Source organism: Moraxella sp. CTOTU47618 (genome assembly GCF_032017425.1).
GTDB lineage: Bacteria > Pseudomonadota > Gammaproteobacteria > Pseudomonadales > Moraxellaceae > Faucicola > Faucicola tetraodonis.
Map to the genome: position 1 here is coordinate 336,103 of NZ_DALZPW010000001.1, position 18,401 is coordinate 354,503.

Annotated in this window: 16 protein-coding genes; 10 read left to right on the top strand and 6 right to left on the bottom strand. The window is 43.3% G+C overall.

Annotated features, from left to right (window positions below):
* The first annotated feature begins 48 nt into the window (after positions 1-48).
* The 7 genes from tolA (at position 49) to purF (ending at position 7,633) form a co-directional block, all read left to right on the top strand.
* A complete protein-coding gene (tolA, locus tag RTS09_RS01505) occupies positions 49-1,014 on the top strand; it encodes a cell envelope integrity protein TolA (RefSeq protein ID WP_312533598.1) in 966 nt (321 codons plus the stop codon).
* 137 nt (positions 1,015-1,151) lie between these two features.
* A complete protein-coding gene (locus tag RTS09_RS01510) occupies positions 1,152-2,462 on the top strand; it encodes a TolB periplasmic receptor (RefSeq protein WP_312533601.1) in 1,311 nt (436 codons plus the stop codon).
* Between the two features lie 16 nt (positions 2,463-2,478).
* Positions 2,479-3,537: a hypothetical protein gene (locus RTS09_RS01515; protein WP_312533603.1), complete on the top strand. Its 1,059-nt coding sequence runs from the start codon at positions 2,479-2,481 to the stop codon at positions 3,535-3,537.
* A 74-nt stretch (positions 3,538-3,611) separates the two neighbouring features.
* Positions 3,612-4,124: a DUF4870 family protein gene (locus RTS09_RS01520; protein ID WP_007116703.1), complete on the top strand. Its 513-nt coding sequence runs from the start codon at positions 3,612-3,614 to the stop codon at positions 4,122-4,124.
* A gap of 278 nt (positions 4,125-4,402) precedes the next feature.
* The gene (locus RTS09_RS01525) at positions 4,403-5,446 is read left to right on the top strand and encodes a quinone-dependent dihydroorotate dehydrogenase (RefSeq protein ID WP_159676254.1); all 1,044 of its coding nucleotides are present in this window, start codon (positions 4,403-4,405) and stop codon (positions 5,444-5,446) included.
* 24 nt (positions 5,447-5,470) lie between these two features.
* Positions 5,471-5,986: a CvpA family protein gene (locus tag RTS09_RS01530; RefSeq protein WP_312533605.1), complete on the top strand. Its 516-nt coding sequence runs from the start codon at positions 5,471-5,473 to the stop codon at positions 5,984-5,986.
* Between the two features lie 111 nt (positions 5,987-6,097).
* Positions 6,098-7,633 carry an amidophosphoribosyltransferase gene (gene purF / locus RTS09_RS01535; protein ID WP_065252635.1) on the top strand — a complete coding sequence of 512 codons (1,536 nt, stop codon included), beginning with the start codon at positions 6,098-6,100 and terminating at the stop codon, positions 7,631-7,633.
* 38 nt (positions 7,634-7,671) lie between these two features.
* On the opposite strand, the gene RTS09_RS01540 is transcribed toward purF, so the two are convergent.
* From RTS09_RS01540 to yajC, 5 genes are all read right to left on the bottom strand, one after another.
* Positions 7,672-8,061, bottom strand: coding sequence for an AzlD domain-containing protein (locus RTS09_RS01540; RefSeq protein WP_312533607.1), 390 nt, complete (start codon positions 8,059-8,061; stop codon positions 7,672-7,674).
* Between the two features lie 61 nt (positions 8,062-8,122).
* On the bottom strand, positions 8,123-8,830 hold the full coding sequence (locus tag RTS09_RS01545) for an AzlC family ABC transporter permease (RefSeq protein ID WP_312533609.1): 708 nt from the start codon (positions 8,828-8,830) through the stop codon (positions 8,123-8,125).
* A 69-nt stretch (positions 8,831-8,899) separates the two neighbouring features.
* A complete protein-coding gene (gene secF / locus RTS09_RS01550) occupies positions 8,900-10,162 on the bottom strand; it encodes a protein translocase subunit SecF (protein ID WP_095355462.1) in 1,263 nt (420 codons plus the stop codon).
* Between the two features lie 10 nt (positions 10,163-10,172).
* On the bottom strand, positions 10,173-12,068 hold the full coding sequence (gene secD / locus RTS09_RS01555; RefSeq protein WP_060995021.1) for a protein translocase subunit SecD: 1,896 nt from the start codon (positions 12,066-12,068) through the stop codon (positions 10,173-10,175).
* 154 nt (positions 12,069-12,222) lie between these two features.
* Positions 12,223-12,567 carry a preprotein translocase subunit YajC gene (yajC, locus tag RTS09_RS01560; protein WP_081454568.1) on the bottom strand — a complete coding sequence of 115 codons (345 nt, stop codon included), beginning with the start codon at positions 12,565-12,567 and terminating at the stop codon, positions 12,223-12,225.
* Positions 12,568-12,913: 346 nt separating this feature from the next.
* Between yajC and RTS09_RS01565 the strand changes: the two genes are divergently transcribed.
* Together RTS09_RS01565 and RTS09_RS01570 are read left to right on the top strand one after the other, a co-directional pair.
* Entirely contained in the window at positions 12,914-13,423 is a 510-nt protein-coding gene (locus tag RTS09_RS01565; protein WP_007116693.1) for a hypothetical protein, read from the top strand.
* A gap of 227 nt (positions 13,424-13,650) precedes the next feature.
* On the top strand, positions 13,651-16,707 hold the full coding sequence (locus tag RTS09_RS01570; RefSeq protein WP_312533611.1) for a lytic transglycosylase: 3,057 nt from the start codon (positions 13,651-13,653) through the stop codon (positions 16,705-16,707).
* A gap of 170 nt (positions 16,708-16,877) precedes the next feature.
* On the opposite strand, the gene RTS09_RS01575 is transcribed toward RTS09_RS01570, so the two are convergent.
* On the bottom strand, positions 16,878-17,150 hold the full coding sequence (locus RTS09_RS01575) for an HU family DNA-binding protein (protein ID WP_099808014.1): 273 nt from the start codon (positions 17,148-17,150) through the stop codon (positions 16,878-16,880).
* 440 nt (positions 17,151-17,590) lie between these two features.
* On the opposite strand from RTS09_RS01575, the gene RTS09_RS01580 reads away from it, so the two are divergent.
* Positions 17,591-18,253 carry a hypothetical protein gene (locus RTS09_RS01580; protein ID WP_312533613.1) on the top strand — a complete coding sequence of 221 codons (663 nt, stop codon included), beginning with the start codon at positions 17,591-17,593 and terminating at the stop codon, positions 18,251-18,253.
* Positions 18,254-18,401 lie beyond the last annotated feature (148 nt).

The following is an 18,401-nucleotide window of genomic DNA, read 5'->3' on the forward strand; positions in this document are numbered from 1 at the left end:
TTAATTTTTGATTGAACATTTTTGCTAGAATAAGGAAATACTGAGACGATGTATGCTGAAGTGACCTCAGTCTATGTACCCGTCAAAACACCCGATTACCCGGTATGGGCGATTGTTCTCAGTGCCATTGCCCATGCGTTGGTGGTTGGGTTATTGTTTTTCTTTTATCATAACACCCCGCCAGCGCCCATGGAAACCTCGTTGATTACCCCTGAGCAGTTGTCGGCAATGCAACAGCAAATCAAAGCCAACCAACAAAATGAGCTTGCGCAAAACCAAGCCACGGCTGGCGAGATGGCTGACGCTCACACACCGTCTTTAAATTCGCAAACCCTATCAACTGTGCCAATGAATACGCCCCATTCGACATCAACCAATCAAATTGAAACGGTCAAAGATAATTTGGCTGCCAAGCAGGCGCAATGGGAAAAAGAGCAGGCGCTATTTGCTGAAAAGCTAGACCGAGAAGTAGCAGCTGAAAGACAAGGCGTGATTGATGAATTAAACCAGCGCAATGAAACCCAGCAGCGAAATCTGCAAGATTATAAAATTGCCGAAAGCAATATTGATGAGGTAAAAAACGAAATACGCGCGAACAATGCCGCTTATAATAAAAATCTCAATGCCAATAGCGAGCGGCAAAGTGATAATAATATAAAATCACTGGATTTGGGTAAAGATGGTCAATCTACAGGTGCAGCGCAATCGCAATCATCTGGTGGTCAAAGTTCTAGCAGACGTGGTGGTGCATCGGGTGGGAGCTCGGCAGGCTATGTCAGCCAAGTCATGGCGATGATTGATGCAAATTGGAATGTACCAACCAATAGTAATGGCAATTCATTAACGGCGTCATTTAGCATTGCTGCGGATGGTACAATTAGTAATATTACTATTCGCGGCAGTAGTGATGCCGCTTTTAAAGCAAGCTTACAACAAGCAATCAACCAATCAAGTCCACTGCCGCCCCCGCCAAATGGCGCAAGAAGCATGACGGGCAATTTTAGAGCTAAATAGTAAAGTCAAATAGGAAAGCTAAGTAGTAAAGCTAAATAGTGTGGTAGCGCTTAGTCTTGCCCAGTCTTTTTTGGCGATTAAAACAATGCTATTATTTGAAACCAATTTTTAATAATTATAACTATTGCAGGCTAATTATGAACCATACTCTTTTGAAAGCGGCAATCATTGCCTTGGCTACCACTGCGATGCCACCTCTAGCGAATGCTGCCGACAATGTTGATTTTACCCTAGTCAAGCAGGCACCACGCTCTAACTTGCAAATTGCCATTGTACCATTTGCTGGTGCGGAGAGTATCTCAGGGATTGTCACCAATGATTTGACCAATTTGGGGCAATTTACCTTAGATAGTAATTTACCAGAGCGGCCTCATAGCAGTCGTGAAGTCACTTTGCCTGTCTGGCAGCATAACGCCGTCCCTTATCTGGTGGTCGGCAATACGCGCAGCAATCGTGGCAATGTTGAAATCAATTTTGAAGTCATTAATGTGGCGACAGGCGAGGTGATGCAAGGTCTGCAAACCGTTACCAGCAAAAATAACTCACAAAGTTTGCGTATGGCAGGGCATAAGGTTGCTGACCGTATCTATGAGATATTGACAGGCATCAAAGGCGATTTTTCTGGGCGCATTGCGTATGTAGTCGAAACAGGCAAGCCTAAAAACCGTGTGTCACGTTTGGTCATTTCTGACGTCGATGGGTTTAACCCAAAAGTGATTTATGAGTTTAACGGTACCATTAAAACCCTAAACACCTCTGCTGACAATCAAACCTTCACTTTCCAAGTTCAGCCCGACACGCTAGGCTATCCGCAGGTCATGTCTGCCAATATTGTCAGCGGGGCAGTCAGCAATTTGACGAATTTTAAAGCCATGAACTATGGTGCGTCCGTGAGTAAAGATGGTCGTGTGATATTTAGTAGCAGTTTTGAAAACGGCATACCGCAGATTTATTTGGCGCAAGGTGGCAATTCTCGTCGCTTGACCAATGACCCTGTGGGGGCTATTTATCCTAGTTGGGCGCCTGATGGGCAATCATTTGTCTATACTTCAGATAGAGCCGGTGGTAAAAAAGGCGGTAATAAAGGTCAAATTTATCTCTACAATCTAGCAACCGGTAGTGAACAGCGGTTGACGGGCGGCGGACTGAGCAGTATGGGGCGCATCAGCAATGATGGTAAAAAAATGTCCTATTTATCGGGTGCCAATCAAGGCGTGGTGATGGATCTGGGTTCGCGCTCGGTAACCGCTGTAAATAACGTTGGGTTAAGTGAAGCCCCAGGTGTCTCACCCAATGGCCAACACTATATTTACTCCAATAAAAATGTCATTACCATTGTATCAAATGGCAAATCCATCAGTATTAGCCCGTCCCAAAATGGCGTACCCAATGGCTTGATTTATGGGCCACTTTGGCTCAATCCAGACGCCAATAATGTTTTACCTTAATCAAGCCACAAATAACATGAAGCATGTTTATCAGTTATCACGGTTATGGTGCGCCCCTGTTATGGCAATTGTCATGGCAATTAGCTTGGCGATGACAGGGTGTCAGACCATGCACTCGCCATCAACAACCTTATCCAAAACCTCCCTGCAAAGTTCGTCCTCACTGCCCAAAGTCATAGCGACTGCACCAACTAATTTGCCGCACATGGATGCTAGCCAGCTGTCAGGCAAGTTAATTTTTATTTATTTAACCGGATTTGGGGAAAATCGCCAAGCGCAGCTGATTGAGACCCAAATGGATGGCAGCAACCCAAAGACTTTGTATAAGGTCAATGGGACGATAATGAGCTTATCCGCCAGTCGCTTAGGCGACCGCCTGATTTTTACGGTTCAAGCAGGCAAAAGTTATCCTCAAGTCGTTATCCTTGATAGAGCGACTTTGCAAGTCACTGATGTTTCTGGGGTTTCTGCGGCTTCTGCCAAACGCACCCATAATTTTAGCGGGGCAATCTCTCCCGATGGACGCCAATTGTTACTAGCAAATAGCCAAATGGGCAATCCAGAGATTTTTTTGACCGATAGCAGCGGCAATATAAAACAACAACTGACCCATCAACCAGCGATTGATTTAGCCCCTGTGTGGTTGCCCGATGGTCAATCCTTTATATTTACGTCAGATAAAGCCAAATTTTTACAACCGCAACTTTATCAGTACTATTTTGCAAAACAACAATTTTTGCCTTTAGACTTGCCTGGTAAAACCAATGCCATAGCTCGGATTAGTCCTACGGGGCGTTTGATCACTTATGTCAGCGATAATAGCCAAGGCAGGCTTGCAGATATGGCAACTAAAAAAAGCATCGCTATCAATAATGAAGGATTGGCTGAACCTGCCAACTTTTCGCCCGATGGCAACTATTTACTTTATTCGGCAAAAAACCGCATAAAAATCATCCCAGTACCGACTTTTGAGTCATTGAGATTGCAGCAGTCGCCTGCTAGCTGGACAATCGAGTTTGCCGATAGCAACCACCAACCATTTACCATTCGAGAGCCGATTTGGGTAACACCCTAAAGTCCATAACAATCAATTGAAATTCTAGTGTATGACCCGATAAAAAAAGTAATAATCATTAATGGAAAATTATAATGAACCTAGAAAAACCAACAGATGCTCACACACCTGACCCAGCCAATCCACAATTTGGTAGTGGGGCGAATGGTTATCCATCAGCGTTACCGCAATACACGCAGCTTAGTCAAAACTTACCGGTGACCCAAAGCCAAATCAGTTATAACCACATTACTTATGCGTTGGCGCTGTTTAGTTATTTTACTGCGGGACTGACTTGGATTATTCCGATTGTGATGAATTACTTAAAGCGCGATGAGGCTAGAAACACGTGGCTTTATAGTCACTTTGATTGGCAAATCAAAACGTTTTGGTACAGTATATTTTTTTGGGTGATTGGTTTTGTCATGGTGATTTTTGCGACTGGCGGGCTATTTTTTGGCGCCGCCGTTGATAGTAATCATACGATGGGTGGTAGTTTTATTGTCGGTGCTTTAGGCGGCCTGATAATCGTCGCCACAGTCTTATGGCATCTGTATCGCATTATTCGTGGTTGGATTGCCTTGTCAAATGGTCGAGCTGTGCCTTAGTCTTTGATTATAGGACGTTAAAAGCTAAATCCTGCAATCTATATTCTAAATACTCTGGGTTGATAGCTGATATGGTAGTTAATGTAGCAGTGAAGGCAAAGAAAATTGCAGGTGTTTATTTAGCGTCAACACTGATATAATAGCTTTTCTGATTTTGACGAGATAGTCTAGACAGCGCGTCAACGGGTGCTATCTCTCAAGCTAAATAGGTTAGTTCTGCTTGTATAAAGGGCAGAGTCAATTAGATTCACCCATGCAATGTGAGTGCTTATTCAACTATGTATGCCTTTCTTCGTCCGTTCTTATTTAACACCGATCCTGAAAAAGCCCACGAAATCACCTTATCGTTACTCGAAAAATCGCAAAAATTTGGGATGCTCGGGTTTTTGTACGGTAAACAAGAACTAACAACTGAATGTATGGGGTTAACCTTTACCAATCCGGTTGGTTTGGCAGCAGGGCTTGATAAAAACGGCGAATATATCGATGCGTTAGCAGCATTGGGTTTTGGCTACATCGAAATTGGTACGATTACCCCAAAACCACAGCCTGGCAACGACAAACCCCGTCTATTTCGTATCAAAGAAGCCCATGCCATTATCAATCGCATGGGATTTAACAATAAAGGCGTCGATTATCTCATTGAGCAAGTCAAGCGTGCAAAATATCAAGGCATTTTGGGTATTAACATTGGCAAAAATGCCAGCACGCCGGTTGAAAATGCCCTAGATGACTATATTTATTGTCTAGAGCGAGTGTATCCTTACGCGTCTTATATTACGGTGAATATCTCCTCTCCCAATACCAAAAACCTGCGTGACTTGCAAAGTGGTGATGCGCTCACGGCGCTGCTTGATGGTATCAAATCACGTCACAGCCAACTCGCTAGCCAACATCAGTATTATGTACCATTGGTGCTGAAAGTTGCCCCAGATTTGGAAGAAGATCAAATTGATTATATTGCCAAAGAATTGGTGCGTTTTGATATTGATGGGTTGATTACCACCAATACCACCTTAAGCCGTAACGGGGTAGAAGATTACAAAACCAGTCAAGAAGCAGGCGGGCTATCAGGTCGACCACTGAGCCACCGTAGTACCCAAGTTCTTGAGCAGTTTGCCGAACGCTTACCGAGCTCAGTTGCACTTATTGGCGTAGGCGGCATTGACAATGGTCAACGTGCGGTTAAAAAGATTGAAGCAGGTGCGGATTTGATTCAGCTCTATAGTGGTTTGATTTATGAAGGGCCAGAGCTCATCCAAACCTGTGTTGAAGCCATTGACGGTTATCGTCTAAGCCAACATTCACCCGCTCATTTGTAAATCCCATGATACGAGCTTGACCCGATGACTTTGTTAGATATGGTAGTGTTGTTTGTATTGTTTATGGGGTTGTGGCAGGGGTTTAATAATGGCTTGATGCGCTCACTGGTGGGCATGTTTGGTTGGCTATTGGCGCTGCTGCTCGCCAGTTATTTGGCAAAACCTTTAGCGCCGTTTTTTGTGTCGCTGACGGGCTCAACCGGCCTTAGTATCATTGCGGCATTCTTGGCAATTGGCTTATTTGTCATCGTGGGACTGCAAATTGTATTATGGGTGATGAGTAAAACCTTGCAGGGGCTTCGGCTGAGCATCCTAGATAAATTGGCAGGCGCAGGGTTTGGCTTGGTCAAAAATTTGGTCATTGTGTTGATGCTGGTGAGTTTATTGGCGCCTTTTGTCAGTCAACGTGACTTTTGGCAGCAGTCTAAGTTTGCCAATGCGCTACTGCCACTAGCACCTTTTGCGACCCAAATCACCCAACAGCTTGCTGCCAATCTGGGGAAAACCGCTTTCGAAGGAATAGGGCAAATGGGCCAATAGCATTGGTAAGTTTAACTGACGGCTAACATCTTCTAAGCCGCCAAATAAGGTAGTTTCATTCAATTTTCATCAGGTCTCATAGCCATCGGTGAAAAATTAAAGGGGTAAAATATGTGTGGAGTTGTCGGTATAGCCGCTCACAGTGAAGTTAATCAAATGCTATACGATGCGCTGACTATGCTGCAGCATCGCGGGCAAGATGCCGCGGGTATTGTGACATGTCAAGATGGCCGTCTGTTTTTGCGTAAAGAAAATGGCATGGTGCGCGATGTGTTTATGACACGTCATATGATGCGTCTTGTCGGTAATCAAGGCATCGGGCATGTACGTTACCCAACAGCTGGTACGTCTAGCAGTGCGGAAGCTCAGCCTTTTTATGTCAATTCGCCGTATGGTATTACCTTGGCGCATAATGGTAATTTGACCAACGCAGAAGAGATTGCCAAAGAACTGTTTATGGAAGATATGCGCCATATTAATACCGATTCTGATTCCGAAGTCTTGCTCAATGTGCTAGCGCATGAGATGCAAAAACTCGGTATCCAGCATCCAAGCCCCGATGATATTTTTGAAGCGATGACATCCGTCTACAAACGTATCGAAGGTGCGTATGCGGTGGTCGCCATGATTACGGGCTATGGTATTTTGGCATTTCGTGACCCCAATGGCATTCGCCCGCTGATTTTTGGTCAACGATTAGCGGAAAATGGCGGCTTTGAATATGTGGTGGCATCTGAGTCAGTTGCGTTAACCGCATTGGGTTTTGATATCGTTCGAGATGTGAAGCCCGGTGAAGCGATTTTTATTGATGAAAACAATAACTTTTTTAGTCGTCAGTGTGTCGAAGCCAAAGAGTTTAGACCTTGCATTTTTGAATACGTCTATTTTGCCCGCCCAGATTCGATTATTGATAATATTTCTGTTTATAAAGCCCGCATGCGTATGGGCGAGTCGTTAGCGCAGAAAATCATCAAAGAATGGGGCGAAGATCACGGGATTGACGTGGTTATTCCTATTCCCGATACCTCACGTACTTCTGCGATGGAGCTTGCCCAGCATCTAGGTGTGAAATACCGTGAAGGCTTTATGAAAAACCGCTATATCGGTCGCACCTTTATTATGCCAGGTCAACAGCAACGCAAAAAATCGGTGCGTCAAAAATTAAGCGCAGTGCCTTTTGAATTTAGAAATAAAAACGTATTGTTGGTCGACGATTCAATTGTACGTGGCACGACTTGCCACGAGATTATCCAAATGGCACGTGATGCTGGCGCCAATAATGTGTATTTTGCCAGTGCGGCGCCACCTGTCAAATATCCCAATGTGTATGGTATTGACATGCCAGCGCGCAATGAGCTGATTGCATCAGGTCATAGTGTGGAAGAAGTGTGTAAAATCATCGGCGCGGATCGTTTGATATTCCAAGATTTGGATGATTTGATTGAAGCGGTACAAGACAAACACAGCGATGCCAAAAAATTTGATTGTTCGGTATTTGATGGCAAATACATCGCTGGTGGTATTGATGAAGACTACTTGGATGAATTACAGCGTAAACGCAGTGATAAAGCCAAACAGAAAAAATCTGGCATACAAGACGTGGCTGATACGCCTGTGGATATCGTCGGGGTACAAACCGAGGTGTAAGTTATCCTGCATAAAAAAAGCCCAAGTAGGGCTTTTTTTTATGGGGATTGAAAACCTATCAGATTCAATCCCCATAAAAACCCATTAAGGCTAGCAATTCCCACCAGCATACTTAGCAGTAATTGCTTTTTCCAATGATAGCTGAGCAACACCACTATCAGCGCCAATATCTCTGCCACAAGTAATGGCGATAAGCCCAGACTCACACTCAGAGCGTTGGGCATAGCCTTGGGCTGCTGCCAATGCAAAGAAGTTAAAATCAACAGCGTCATCACGGATAATGGCAATGCTTTATTCACCGCGAGTAACAAGGGGGCATCCAATAATCGCTTTGGCAAAATTATCGGGGTGATGCGGGTGAGAAAAGTCACCAACGCCATGGTAAAAATAGCGGCGACTAAATAAACGTTATCAGGTGGTGTGTTCATAATATTCTAACGATTAATGGATAAATTTTTTGGCGGTTGAGCTGTCAGATAGTTTGAACTGTCAAGTAGCTTGCTGATGAGCAGATTTATTGCTCATAAAAAAGTGGATGATAATGAGTCCCAAACTCACGCAAATCGCTGATAGTAAAAGCCAATCGGATATAAAATAAAACGCCGCTGTGAACGCAATGATGGCGATGAAGATGGGATAGTAAGCCTTGACTGCTTTAAACTGCTCGTAGGCTAAAATAGCAAATAAGCACACTAACGCAAAATCCAAATGAGGCACCCAATCATTGAGCCCTGCACCCAGCATAATGCCTAATATGGTACCGATAACCCAATAACACTGATTGAGCAAACTCACAGGTAGTATCAGCCTTTGGCGTTCATTTGCATGAAGGGTGGTTAACACGGAGAAAGTTTCATCGGTTAACGCAAACAAGCAATAAAGTCGACTGATAGGATTGGTTGGTAATTGTTTTAACAAAGGAATGGCATAAAAAGCGTGGCGCAAATTTATCGCTAAGGTATTGCTGGCGAGGGTTGAGATTCCAACCCCGCCCGCTAACAGCGTAATAGAAGCATATTGCGCCGCACCCGCGTATAACACCACACTAGATAAAATCGCCGCCCATATAGGCAGTTTTGCCGCCACAAACAACACGCCAAAGGCAATCCCCGCAGGGATATAACCCATTGCCACAGGCAAGCTTACTTTAAACGCCTGTTGCCATAACCCAGTTTTCATTAATTCATTTGTCATCATTGCTATTCTTGTTTAAATTTTAGCCATAAAAATACCCTAGCAAGTAGGGTATTTTGCCGCTCAAACCATTTATTGATTATCTAACGCTTTGTTGTCGTACATAGGCGCATTGATAGGCGCATTGCGGTCTTCAAAAACCACTTCGTCCTCAACAAATTCTGGTTTGACTTCGACAATAAAGTCTTTGCGCGACATACCTAGCCACAGTGGAATCGCACTGGCGATATACACCGATGAGAAAGTACCTAAAATCAAGCCAATGAGCAATGCTACTGAGAACCAATGCAAGCTTTCACCGCCAAGCAGCAGCATCGCGACCACCACTAGCAACACCGTTGAAATGGTCATAATAGTACGACGTAGCGTTTCAGTGAGCGATAAATTGACAATTTGCGTTGGACTAGCACCACGGACACGGCGGAAATTCTCACGGATACGGTCAAAGACGACGATGGTATCGTTAATCGAGTAACCAATCAATGATAACACCGCGGCAAGCACGGTCAAATCAAACGGCCATCCGAAAAGTGCGAAAATACCCACGGTGATAATACTATCATGAAATAACGCCAACACCGCGCCTAAGGCTAATTTGGCTTGGAAACGCACCATCACATAAATAAACATACACACTAATGCCAGTGCCGTTGCCCCCAATGAGCTGATATAAATCTCATTACCTACTTGACTGCCAACCACGTCAATATTCTTGATGGTGGCATTGTTGTTGGGTAAATCTAACGCCGCATCAAGAGAGTTTGATAACCCTTCGATTTGTTTTTGCGGCGGCAGGCGTACCAAAATTTCTTTGTTACTGCCCAAATATTGCACCACACTGTCATTGATTTTATGGCTCGCTAAGGCTGACTGAACTTGGGCTTGTTGCACCGGTTGCTCATATACAACCGTGGCTGACACACCGCCTGTAAAGTCTAAGCCCAGATTTAAACCTTTGGTTAAAATAGCGACCAAACCCAGAATCGTTAAGATGGCGGATAATATGGCAAAAGGTTTAGATACTTTCAAAAAATTAATGATACGCCGACCGGCAAAGAATTTTTCACCGCCAAAACCCTCTGCCGAAAATTCAGCAGTGGGAGCGTTAGCCACCGCTAACCCAGCGTTTTGGGTTGTCGTATCGGAGGAGTTGGCAGGCTGCTTGACCAAATTTTTATTCACCCCTTTACCATTACGGCGCGGCGTTCTGCGGTGCTGTGTATTTGATACCATTTCATCGCTACGACGTACGCCAAGCTCGGAGAGTTTTTGCTCGGGGTTAATGGGTTCTGAGCCGTCTAAACCGTCTAGATCCTCTAACTTGTCATCATTCATTATTCGCTCCTTAACCAATACTTAGGCGTTTGACAGTTTTGCGGTAGCCATAAGCTAACTGTACCAGTGCACGCGTGACGGTCACTGAGGTGAAGATAGAGCTGGCAATACCAATGGCTAAGGTGACAGCAAAACCTTTAATCGGACCTGTACCAATCGCAAATAAAATAAATGCGACAATCAAGGTAGTTAGCTGCGCATCAAAAATACTGGTAAATGCGCGGTTAAAACCCGCCACAATCGCAGATTTAGGTCTGGCGCCGTTGGCAAGCTCTTCGCGGATGCGTTCAAATATCAGCACGTTGGCATCCACCGCCATCCCGATGGTTAACACGATACCTGCGATACCCGGCAATGTCAGGGCAGAACCAATCAATGACATGATGGCTAAAATCATCATTAAGTTAAAAATTAACGCAATATTGGCAATCAAACCAAATAAACGATAAAAAATAATCATAAATAAGAACACGAGTAAGTAGCCGACTTGGGTAGAGAACATACCTTTTTGGATGTTATCTTGTCCCAATGATGGACCAATAGTACGTTCTTCAACAAAATACATGGGCGCCGCTAGCGCACCTGCACGAAGTAACAAAGCCAGCTCTGAGGCTTCTGCATTACTATCTAAGCCCGTGATTTGGAAAGTTGAGCCAAAGACGCCTTGAATGGTCGCTTGATTGATAATATGGCTTTCTGCGTAAGGTGTTCTTACTTCTTTATTTTGACCCGTCACTGGGTCTGGCTGGAAGGTGACACGCTGCTTATTTTCAATAAACAGCACCGCCATTTGTTTGCCCACTGATTTTGCTGTGGTGTTTTGCATCAAACGACCACCCGCGTTATCCAGCGTGATATTCACTTGGGGGCGACCATTTTGATCCATCCCTGCTTGGGCATCCTGTACGTTTCGACCGGTGACCACAGCTTGACGTTCCAATAAGGTTTTTTGTGGGCTATCGACTTCACCAAATGAATAGGCTTCAGTGCCTGCAGGCAATACCCCAGATGGATTGGCTTGGAAAGTATTGTTTTGGTCAGACACCATACGAAATTCTAGATTGGCAGTACGACCAATGACCCGTTTGGCTTCTGCGGTATCTTGTACCCCGGGTAATTCCACCACAATACGGTTGGCACCTTGGGATTGCACCACGGCTTCAGCCACGCCTAGCTCATTAATACGGTTTCGTAAAGTCGTCAAGTTTTGGGTGACCGCATCTTGAGAGATTTGTGAAATCGTCGACTGGGTCAAGGTCATGTTAATCGCTGGACCCCCCGCATTGATGAGCGGTTGTAATTCGTAATTTGTCCCAAAGCGACTACGTAACACATTAATGGCTTGATCACGCGCGGCATTATCGACAAAGTTTAAAGTCAGATTATTTTGCCCTGCTTGTAAATTGGTCACGGCAATTTTTTGGTTGCGTAGCTCTGTACGGATATCTCGAGTTAAGTTTTCCAAACGCTGAGAGACGGTTTTGCTCATATCGACTTCTAGTACAAACCGTACACCACCCCGCAAGTCCAAGCCTAATTTAATAGGATTGCCGCCAATATTACGTAGCCATGCTGGCGTGGTTTGTGCCAAGTTCAGTGCCACAACGTAATTGTCGCCAAGCTTTTCTTTTAGCACTTGTTGCGCTTTAAGCTGCGTTTCAGTCGACTCATCACCAATTTTTAACAAAGCTGATTTACCATCAAAACTGTTGTTTTTGGTTGGGATATTGGCGGCATTTAGGATGGTTTCCGCTTGTTTTAACACATCATTGGTCAATGTGGTACTAGCGGAAGCCCCCGTGATCTGAACGGCGGGCTTGTCTGGATAAAGGTTTGGTAGGGCATACAGGGTGCTCAGTAGCAGCACAATGCCGATTAAAAAGTATTTCCAAGCAGGGTAGTGCATAATCTTGACTTCTTAAACTTGATTTTTTTAGGTAACTAGTTGTTCTACTAGGGCTATTAACCGCGATCAACAAGGCAGTACAATATCATAATAGCCAGTTGGCAACTTAACAGAATGCTAGGTCGCCAACCTGACAGGTGAGCTGCATCGGCAATTATTTAAGACTATCAATGGTACCCACAGGCAATACCGAAATGATCGAGGCACGTTGCACCATCACCTCTTGGGTAGTGTTTAATGCCACAACCGCATATTCACCTTGAAGCTTTTTGATTTTCCCCATCAAGCCACCGGCAAATACCACTTCATTGCCTTCCTTAATGGCATCAATCATTTGACGATGCTCTTTGTTACGACGGCTTTGTGGTCGGATAATAATGAAGTAAAAAATAGCAAAAAAAGCCAATGGCAATAGCATTTGCATGATGGTGGAAGCACCCGTTCCAGTAGGCGCTGCCGCCGCACCTTCCGCATGGGCAGATTGAATAAATGCTAAAATAGCGGTAAGTAGCATAGTTGAAATACCCTTCAATTGAGATTTAGTCATAAAATGGTGATAAAAACAACCTGTAATGATAACCGATTTAGCCAAATTAATAAATGATTAACCCTTGTTTGCTGAAATAATTCAGTGCTGTAAAAACGATGATTGATTTGGCAATCCAGCGATTTTGGATAGTTTTGGATAATAAGTTCAAAAATTTTTATCGGGGTTATTCACTATTTTATGCTTGATAATTAACAATGACGTAACAATAAAATTAATGGTTATGCTATGCTTAGTTGTAACAAATTATTTCTTTTAGGGTCAAACAATTGGGTGTTACCAATTGAAGGAAAATCTCATGAGTATCACGTTAAATTTTCAACCGATTGATAAAATCCGAAAGCAAGTAAAGTCAAAACTATGGCTAGGTCTAGTCATCGCGACTTCGTTAACCGTCCCAACGCTGGCAAACGCTGAAATCACCCAGCGTGATATCGACAATTACGGTACTGCGATGGCGGCTGCAGCAAATGCCAAAAGTATTTCGCGCGTTGCAAACCTAGTAGCAGATGATGCCTTGATATCTGTGTCGCGTAAAAGAAAAACCACCACCTTAAATAAAAGCAATTATTTAAACCTCTTGCAAAACAACTGGTCAAAAGCAACGCAATATGGCTATGATATACAATTAAATAATGTGGTATTTAGCGGTAACCATGCCAAAGCAGATGCCATAACCACAGAAGTCATCGTCGAAAATAACCTGACGACACGTTTAGTAACAACTTCACGTATTACCTTTGCTGAAAGCGGTAACTCGGTGTTATTGTCTAGGGCGATTAGCCAACTTGTGATTGAAAAGCACTAATTTAGTGGTATTAAAAGTGGTGTTAAACAGGGTGGTGCAAAAGTTTTGTGCCACTTTTTTTATGGATTCTAGTATAATTTCAGCCAATATTTAATTTCACGGGCTTGAAATCACAGCCGTTTTTTTATTTATAATGTCAAATTTTAGCTTATATTCTTTCATAGTGTTACGCTATGGGATGGGTATATGTCCTACATCTAAATTGCAAAAAAGAGCTAGGAATCATCATGTTGCTTTCGATAAGCCATTCATCAAAAAAAACTATCAAACCGTTAAGTTTAGCTATTTCCTCTATTATTTTGGCAGCCTGTAGCAGTGCGCCAACCACCAGCACCACCAGTCCAGCCGGTAAACCTATGATTGGATCATCCAGTCACAGCAAAAGCACGGTGCGTAGCGCGCAAGAAAATGCGGCGCTACTGGATATGGATAGTTTGGATGAACTGGAAGGCCTGCTTGAAGCCACCGACATGAGCATGGTAGAGAATAACGCTTTGTTGGTTCAGCGCTACGGTAATCTATGGGATAGACTGCGCGTCAATTTTCGTATGAACTCCAATGTGTACGATCCGCGTATTGAAGCGCAAAAAAGTTGGTTTATTAGCCGCCAAGACTATCTAAACCGCTTAACAGCGCGTGCTAGCCGCTATTTATACTACACAGTACGCGAAGCTGAGCGTCGCAACATTCCAACGGAACTGGCATTATTGCCTGTGATTGAAAGCTCTTATGACCCCAATGCCAATAGTAACGCATCTGCGGCAGGGTTATGGCAGTTTATTCCAAGTACAGGTCGTATTTATGGGTTGAATCAAACCAGCACCTTTGATGGTCGCCGTGATGTGATTGAGTCAACCCGTGCCGCTTATGACTTTTTGACCGCCTTGTATAACCAATTTGGGAGTTGGGAGTTGGCATTGGCAGCGTACAATGCCGGTCCAGGCCGTGTCCAATCCGCGATTAATTATAATGCAGCACGTGGTCTACCAACGGATTATTGGTCGCTCAAATTACCCACTGAAACGATGAACTATGTCCCTCGGTTTTTGGCTGTGGCGCAAATCGTCAAAAATCCGAGTACCTACAATGTGTATTTACCCGCAATTGCGAACCGTCAGCATTTTAGAAGTGTCCCTGCCAATGTTGGCGTGAGCTTGCACGAAATTAGCAGCCTGACAGGCGTAAGCTACGATGAACTGCGCGCCCTAAATCCTGCGTTAATTGCAGGTACGGTAGATATGTCAGGCCCAAGCCGTGTTCTGATTCCCAATGATCTCAATCAATCAATTGACCGTAAAATCACCCAATTACGCGGTAATGGTTATATGAGTCAACAAGGTTATTTGGCAAACAATAGCTATGTCACGCCTAAAACTGTTACACCGACTTATAACACACCGACCACAAACTCTGGCAACCAAACCCGAAATACAACCACAAGTCAGGGTGATTCACTCAGTGCCGCCAAACAAGCCTATAGCAAAAAAGAAACAGTTAACTTGCCATCCTCTAGCAGCGATTTGGCGGCGATGGCAACTAGTATGGTTAAAAACCAAACCACGACTTATATCGCCCCCATTCCTAGTACACCAAGCATCCAAAGCCGCAATACAGTAATCAAAGAACCACCGATTACCGCCACTGAGCAAAAAATAGTGACCGCTGAAATGCAGTCTACCAATACATTACCAACCACTTCAGCCGTTGTTACTGCCAACAACACCGTGGTGCAAGAGCCGCCTTTATCCAATCAAGAGCGTAACTTGATTGCTAAAGAAATTGAAAAAACCGCACCACAAGTAGAGCAAGCGATTAACCCTACCGATGGTAATATCAAGCTCAATGCTATTCAGACTCAGCAATCTGTGCTAGAAGCCAAAGGCGAGACCAAAAAACTCAGTTACGAAGAACCGCCAGTGGTGTTGCCAAAAGAGGTCAAAATTACCCAAGCGTCGAGCTTAAATGGCAAAGCCCCAAACACGGCGCAAGCGACCACGAGCAAATCCAATACCACCAGTGAAAGCAAAGCTGTCACAGTTAGCAAGCAAGCTGCCAAAAAACGTCCGAGCGGCACACGCAGCATCTATCAAGTCAAAGCTGGCGACACCTTGGCAAATATCGCCAGTCGCATGGGTGTAAATTGGCGAGATATCGCTGAATGGAACCAAATTGACCCAAATGCTGCCTTGCTAGCAGGTTCAACACTTTACTTATACAACGCCAAGCCTATCGAACCCAAAGTAGCAGAATCGCCAAAACGTAAAGCCAATAGCTATATCGTGCAAGCGGGGGATACCTTGACAGACATCGCCGACAAGTTTGATCTAAATGTCAGTGAGTTAGCAAAATTCAATAATTTACCAGTCACTTATCAAGTGCGTACCAACCAAAACTTGTGGTTAATTCCAGACAAAATGCCAGAGCCGCCAGTGGCACAGCCCGCAGCGCAAAAGCCTGCCCCTGCTAGAGCTGAAGTGCAACCGGTATCAAGTCGTTATACGGTTCAGACGGGTGATACCTTGTCGGGTATCGCTGATCGACTGTCCGTATCGCCCAAAGACATTGCCGATGTCAACGGTTTTAACACCAATTATCGTGTGCAAAAAGGACAAGTCATCATCGTGCCTGTCACAGTTGAAAAGGTCAAATATGCGCTAGCTGGCAAATCGATTAACTACACAGTACGCCCAGGTGATAGTTTAGGTAGTGTCGCCAATAACTTTGATTTAACGGTAGCAGCTTTAGCCAAAGCCAATTATCTAAAACCGACGGCAAATTTAATTCAAGGGCAAAAACTGGTTATTCCTCAAGCAGGATTGGGTACGGTGGCTAGTGTGACAGCGACCCGCGAACCGATGAGCAAGCAGGACTCTGCAAAACCAGAGAGCAAAAAAGAAACAAAAAAAGAGACCAAAACAGCCAAAGATACCCAATCAGAGGATGATAACAAGCCAGCGTCAAAACCAGTAAGCAAATATAGCCGTGGTGATACGCAAAGCTACCAAGTAAAATCTGGTGATAGCCTGACAAACTTGAGTGCAAAATATGGCGTTTCCAAAAGCGAACTTGCCGCCTTAAATAATTTAAAAGGTAATGAGTCGTTATTGATTGGTCAAAACATCAAAATCCCGAAAACCACAACAACCTATAAAGTTAAAGCAGGCGAAGGCTTAATTTCTTTGGCAGGACGCTTTGGCATCAGCCCTAAAGAATTGGCTAGTTTAAATAACTTGTCACCAACAGCGTCGCTAAAAGTGGGTCAAATCATTACGGTGCCAAGATAGGTTATAGTTTATAAAATAAAAAACCACTGTGTAAAAATAGTGGTTTTTTACTTAAGTTTTTGCCCGGTTTTTATAGTTTAGTTTTTATACTTAGCAAGGAAATAATAGGCAATAAAAAAGCGTATTTAATTAAAAATACGCTTTTTTACATATAAAGAGATAAGGGTTAATTAGTTAACGATATCTTTTAAACTTTTACCTGCTTTAAAGCTTGGGACTTTGCTTGCTGGGATTTGGATTTCTTCTTTAGTCTGTGGGTTACGACCTGTACGTGCTTGGCGTTCTTTGACACTAAACGTACCAAAGCCAACCAGTGACACGGTATCATTGGCTTTCATCGCTTCGCCAATCGTTGCGATAAAGGCATTTAATGCTTCAGTTGATTGGGCTTTAGAAAGACCGCTTTTTTTAGCAATGCTATCAACTAATTCTGACTTATTCATAAGAATATCCTTCAAATTTTTAGGGATGAAAATAAACGTTATATATACAAAGCATACACTTGATAAGTAATTAGGCTCAAAGCCTTGAGTATCAAGTGTTGCATAAGTAATTATGATTCGATTATAAGTAAACTCCAACGGCTTCACAAGCAGTTTAATCATAATTTCTGTGCAATTAAGCATTGATTAACGTGTTTTTGCAAAATATAGCGGTTGGCACACCAAACGATAACATTTTATTTCAACAAAAACTGCTAAAACTTGATATATACAGCTATAGTGAGTAAAAGTGGCTAAAAATCAATCCCGCCTTAATCAATACTCAGCGACTGACAGTGTTTTATACCAGACTTACAATAATTAATGTTATTAACACCCTTTTAAAGCTACACTATCGACAAATTACAAAACCCATATTTGATTAATTTTGTGGAAATTTAATGAACGATAATTTTCAAACTTCGACCAATGCCCCAAGCAATATAGCCACGACAGCGCTCAATGTGGTATTAGTGATTATTGAAACCTTGCTGACCCTGTTGCTACGTTTTGATGCAGATCTTCGTAAGGTTGTCTATCCTTTAGCCACTACCAATACTGTCGTTCGTATTCATGCTTATATTCCAAACGTCACTTTCTATGTGACTTTTACCGTTAACGGCATTTTGTTAGACAGTCAATTACAGCCTTCTCAGCAGGTCGATGTGACCATCAATGGCTTTACTTGGCAAATCGCACAGAATTTATTTACCAATCAGCCCAAAGCCATCGAGCAGCTACAAATCCGCGGCGAAGCACAAAAGATGGCAGAGGTGAAGGCTTTTTTACATCAAATTGGTATCAATCAGCTATTACAAGTCATCACAAAAGCAGTCAAAGGCGATAAAGACAAGCAAAAACTCAAAAAACCTATCAAAACTGATGCTGACTATAAGCAACAAGTCGAAGCACTCAATAGCGAAGTCAACGCCGCAAATCTACAAAAAACAGTGCTTGAAGCACAAATTTTAGAATTAAACAGTAAAAATCAATGGATGAAACGCGCGGCAATTGCATTTTTTGTATTATTCATCATTTGTGCAATTGGTTGGGCGGTAAAATAACACCCATTCCCCCCTATATTGCTTTGATAAAAGATAAAAAATTGCTTTGATAAAAAATCGTTTATCATTGAGTAAATAAATCTGAGAAATAAATAAATCCGAGTGTTTTAGTAAGAATTAATCTTGACTAAAAGACTCGGATTTTCAT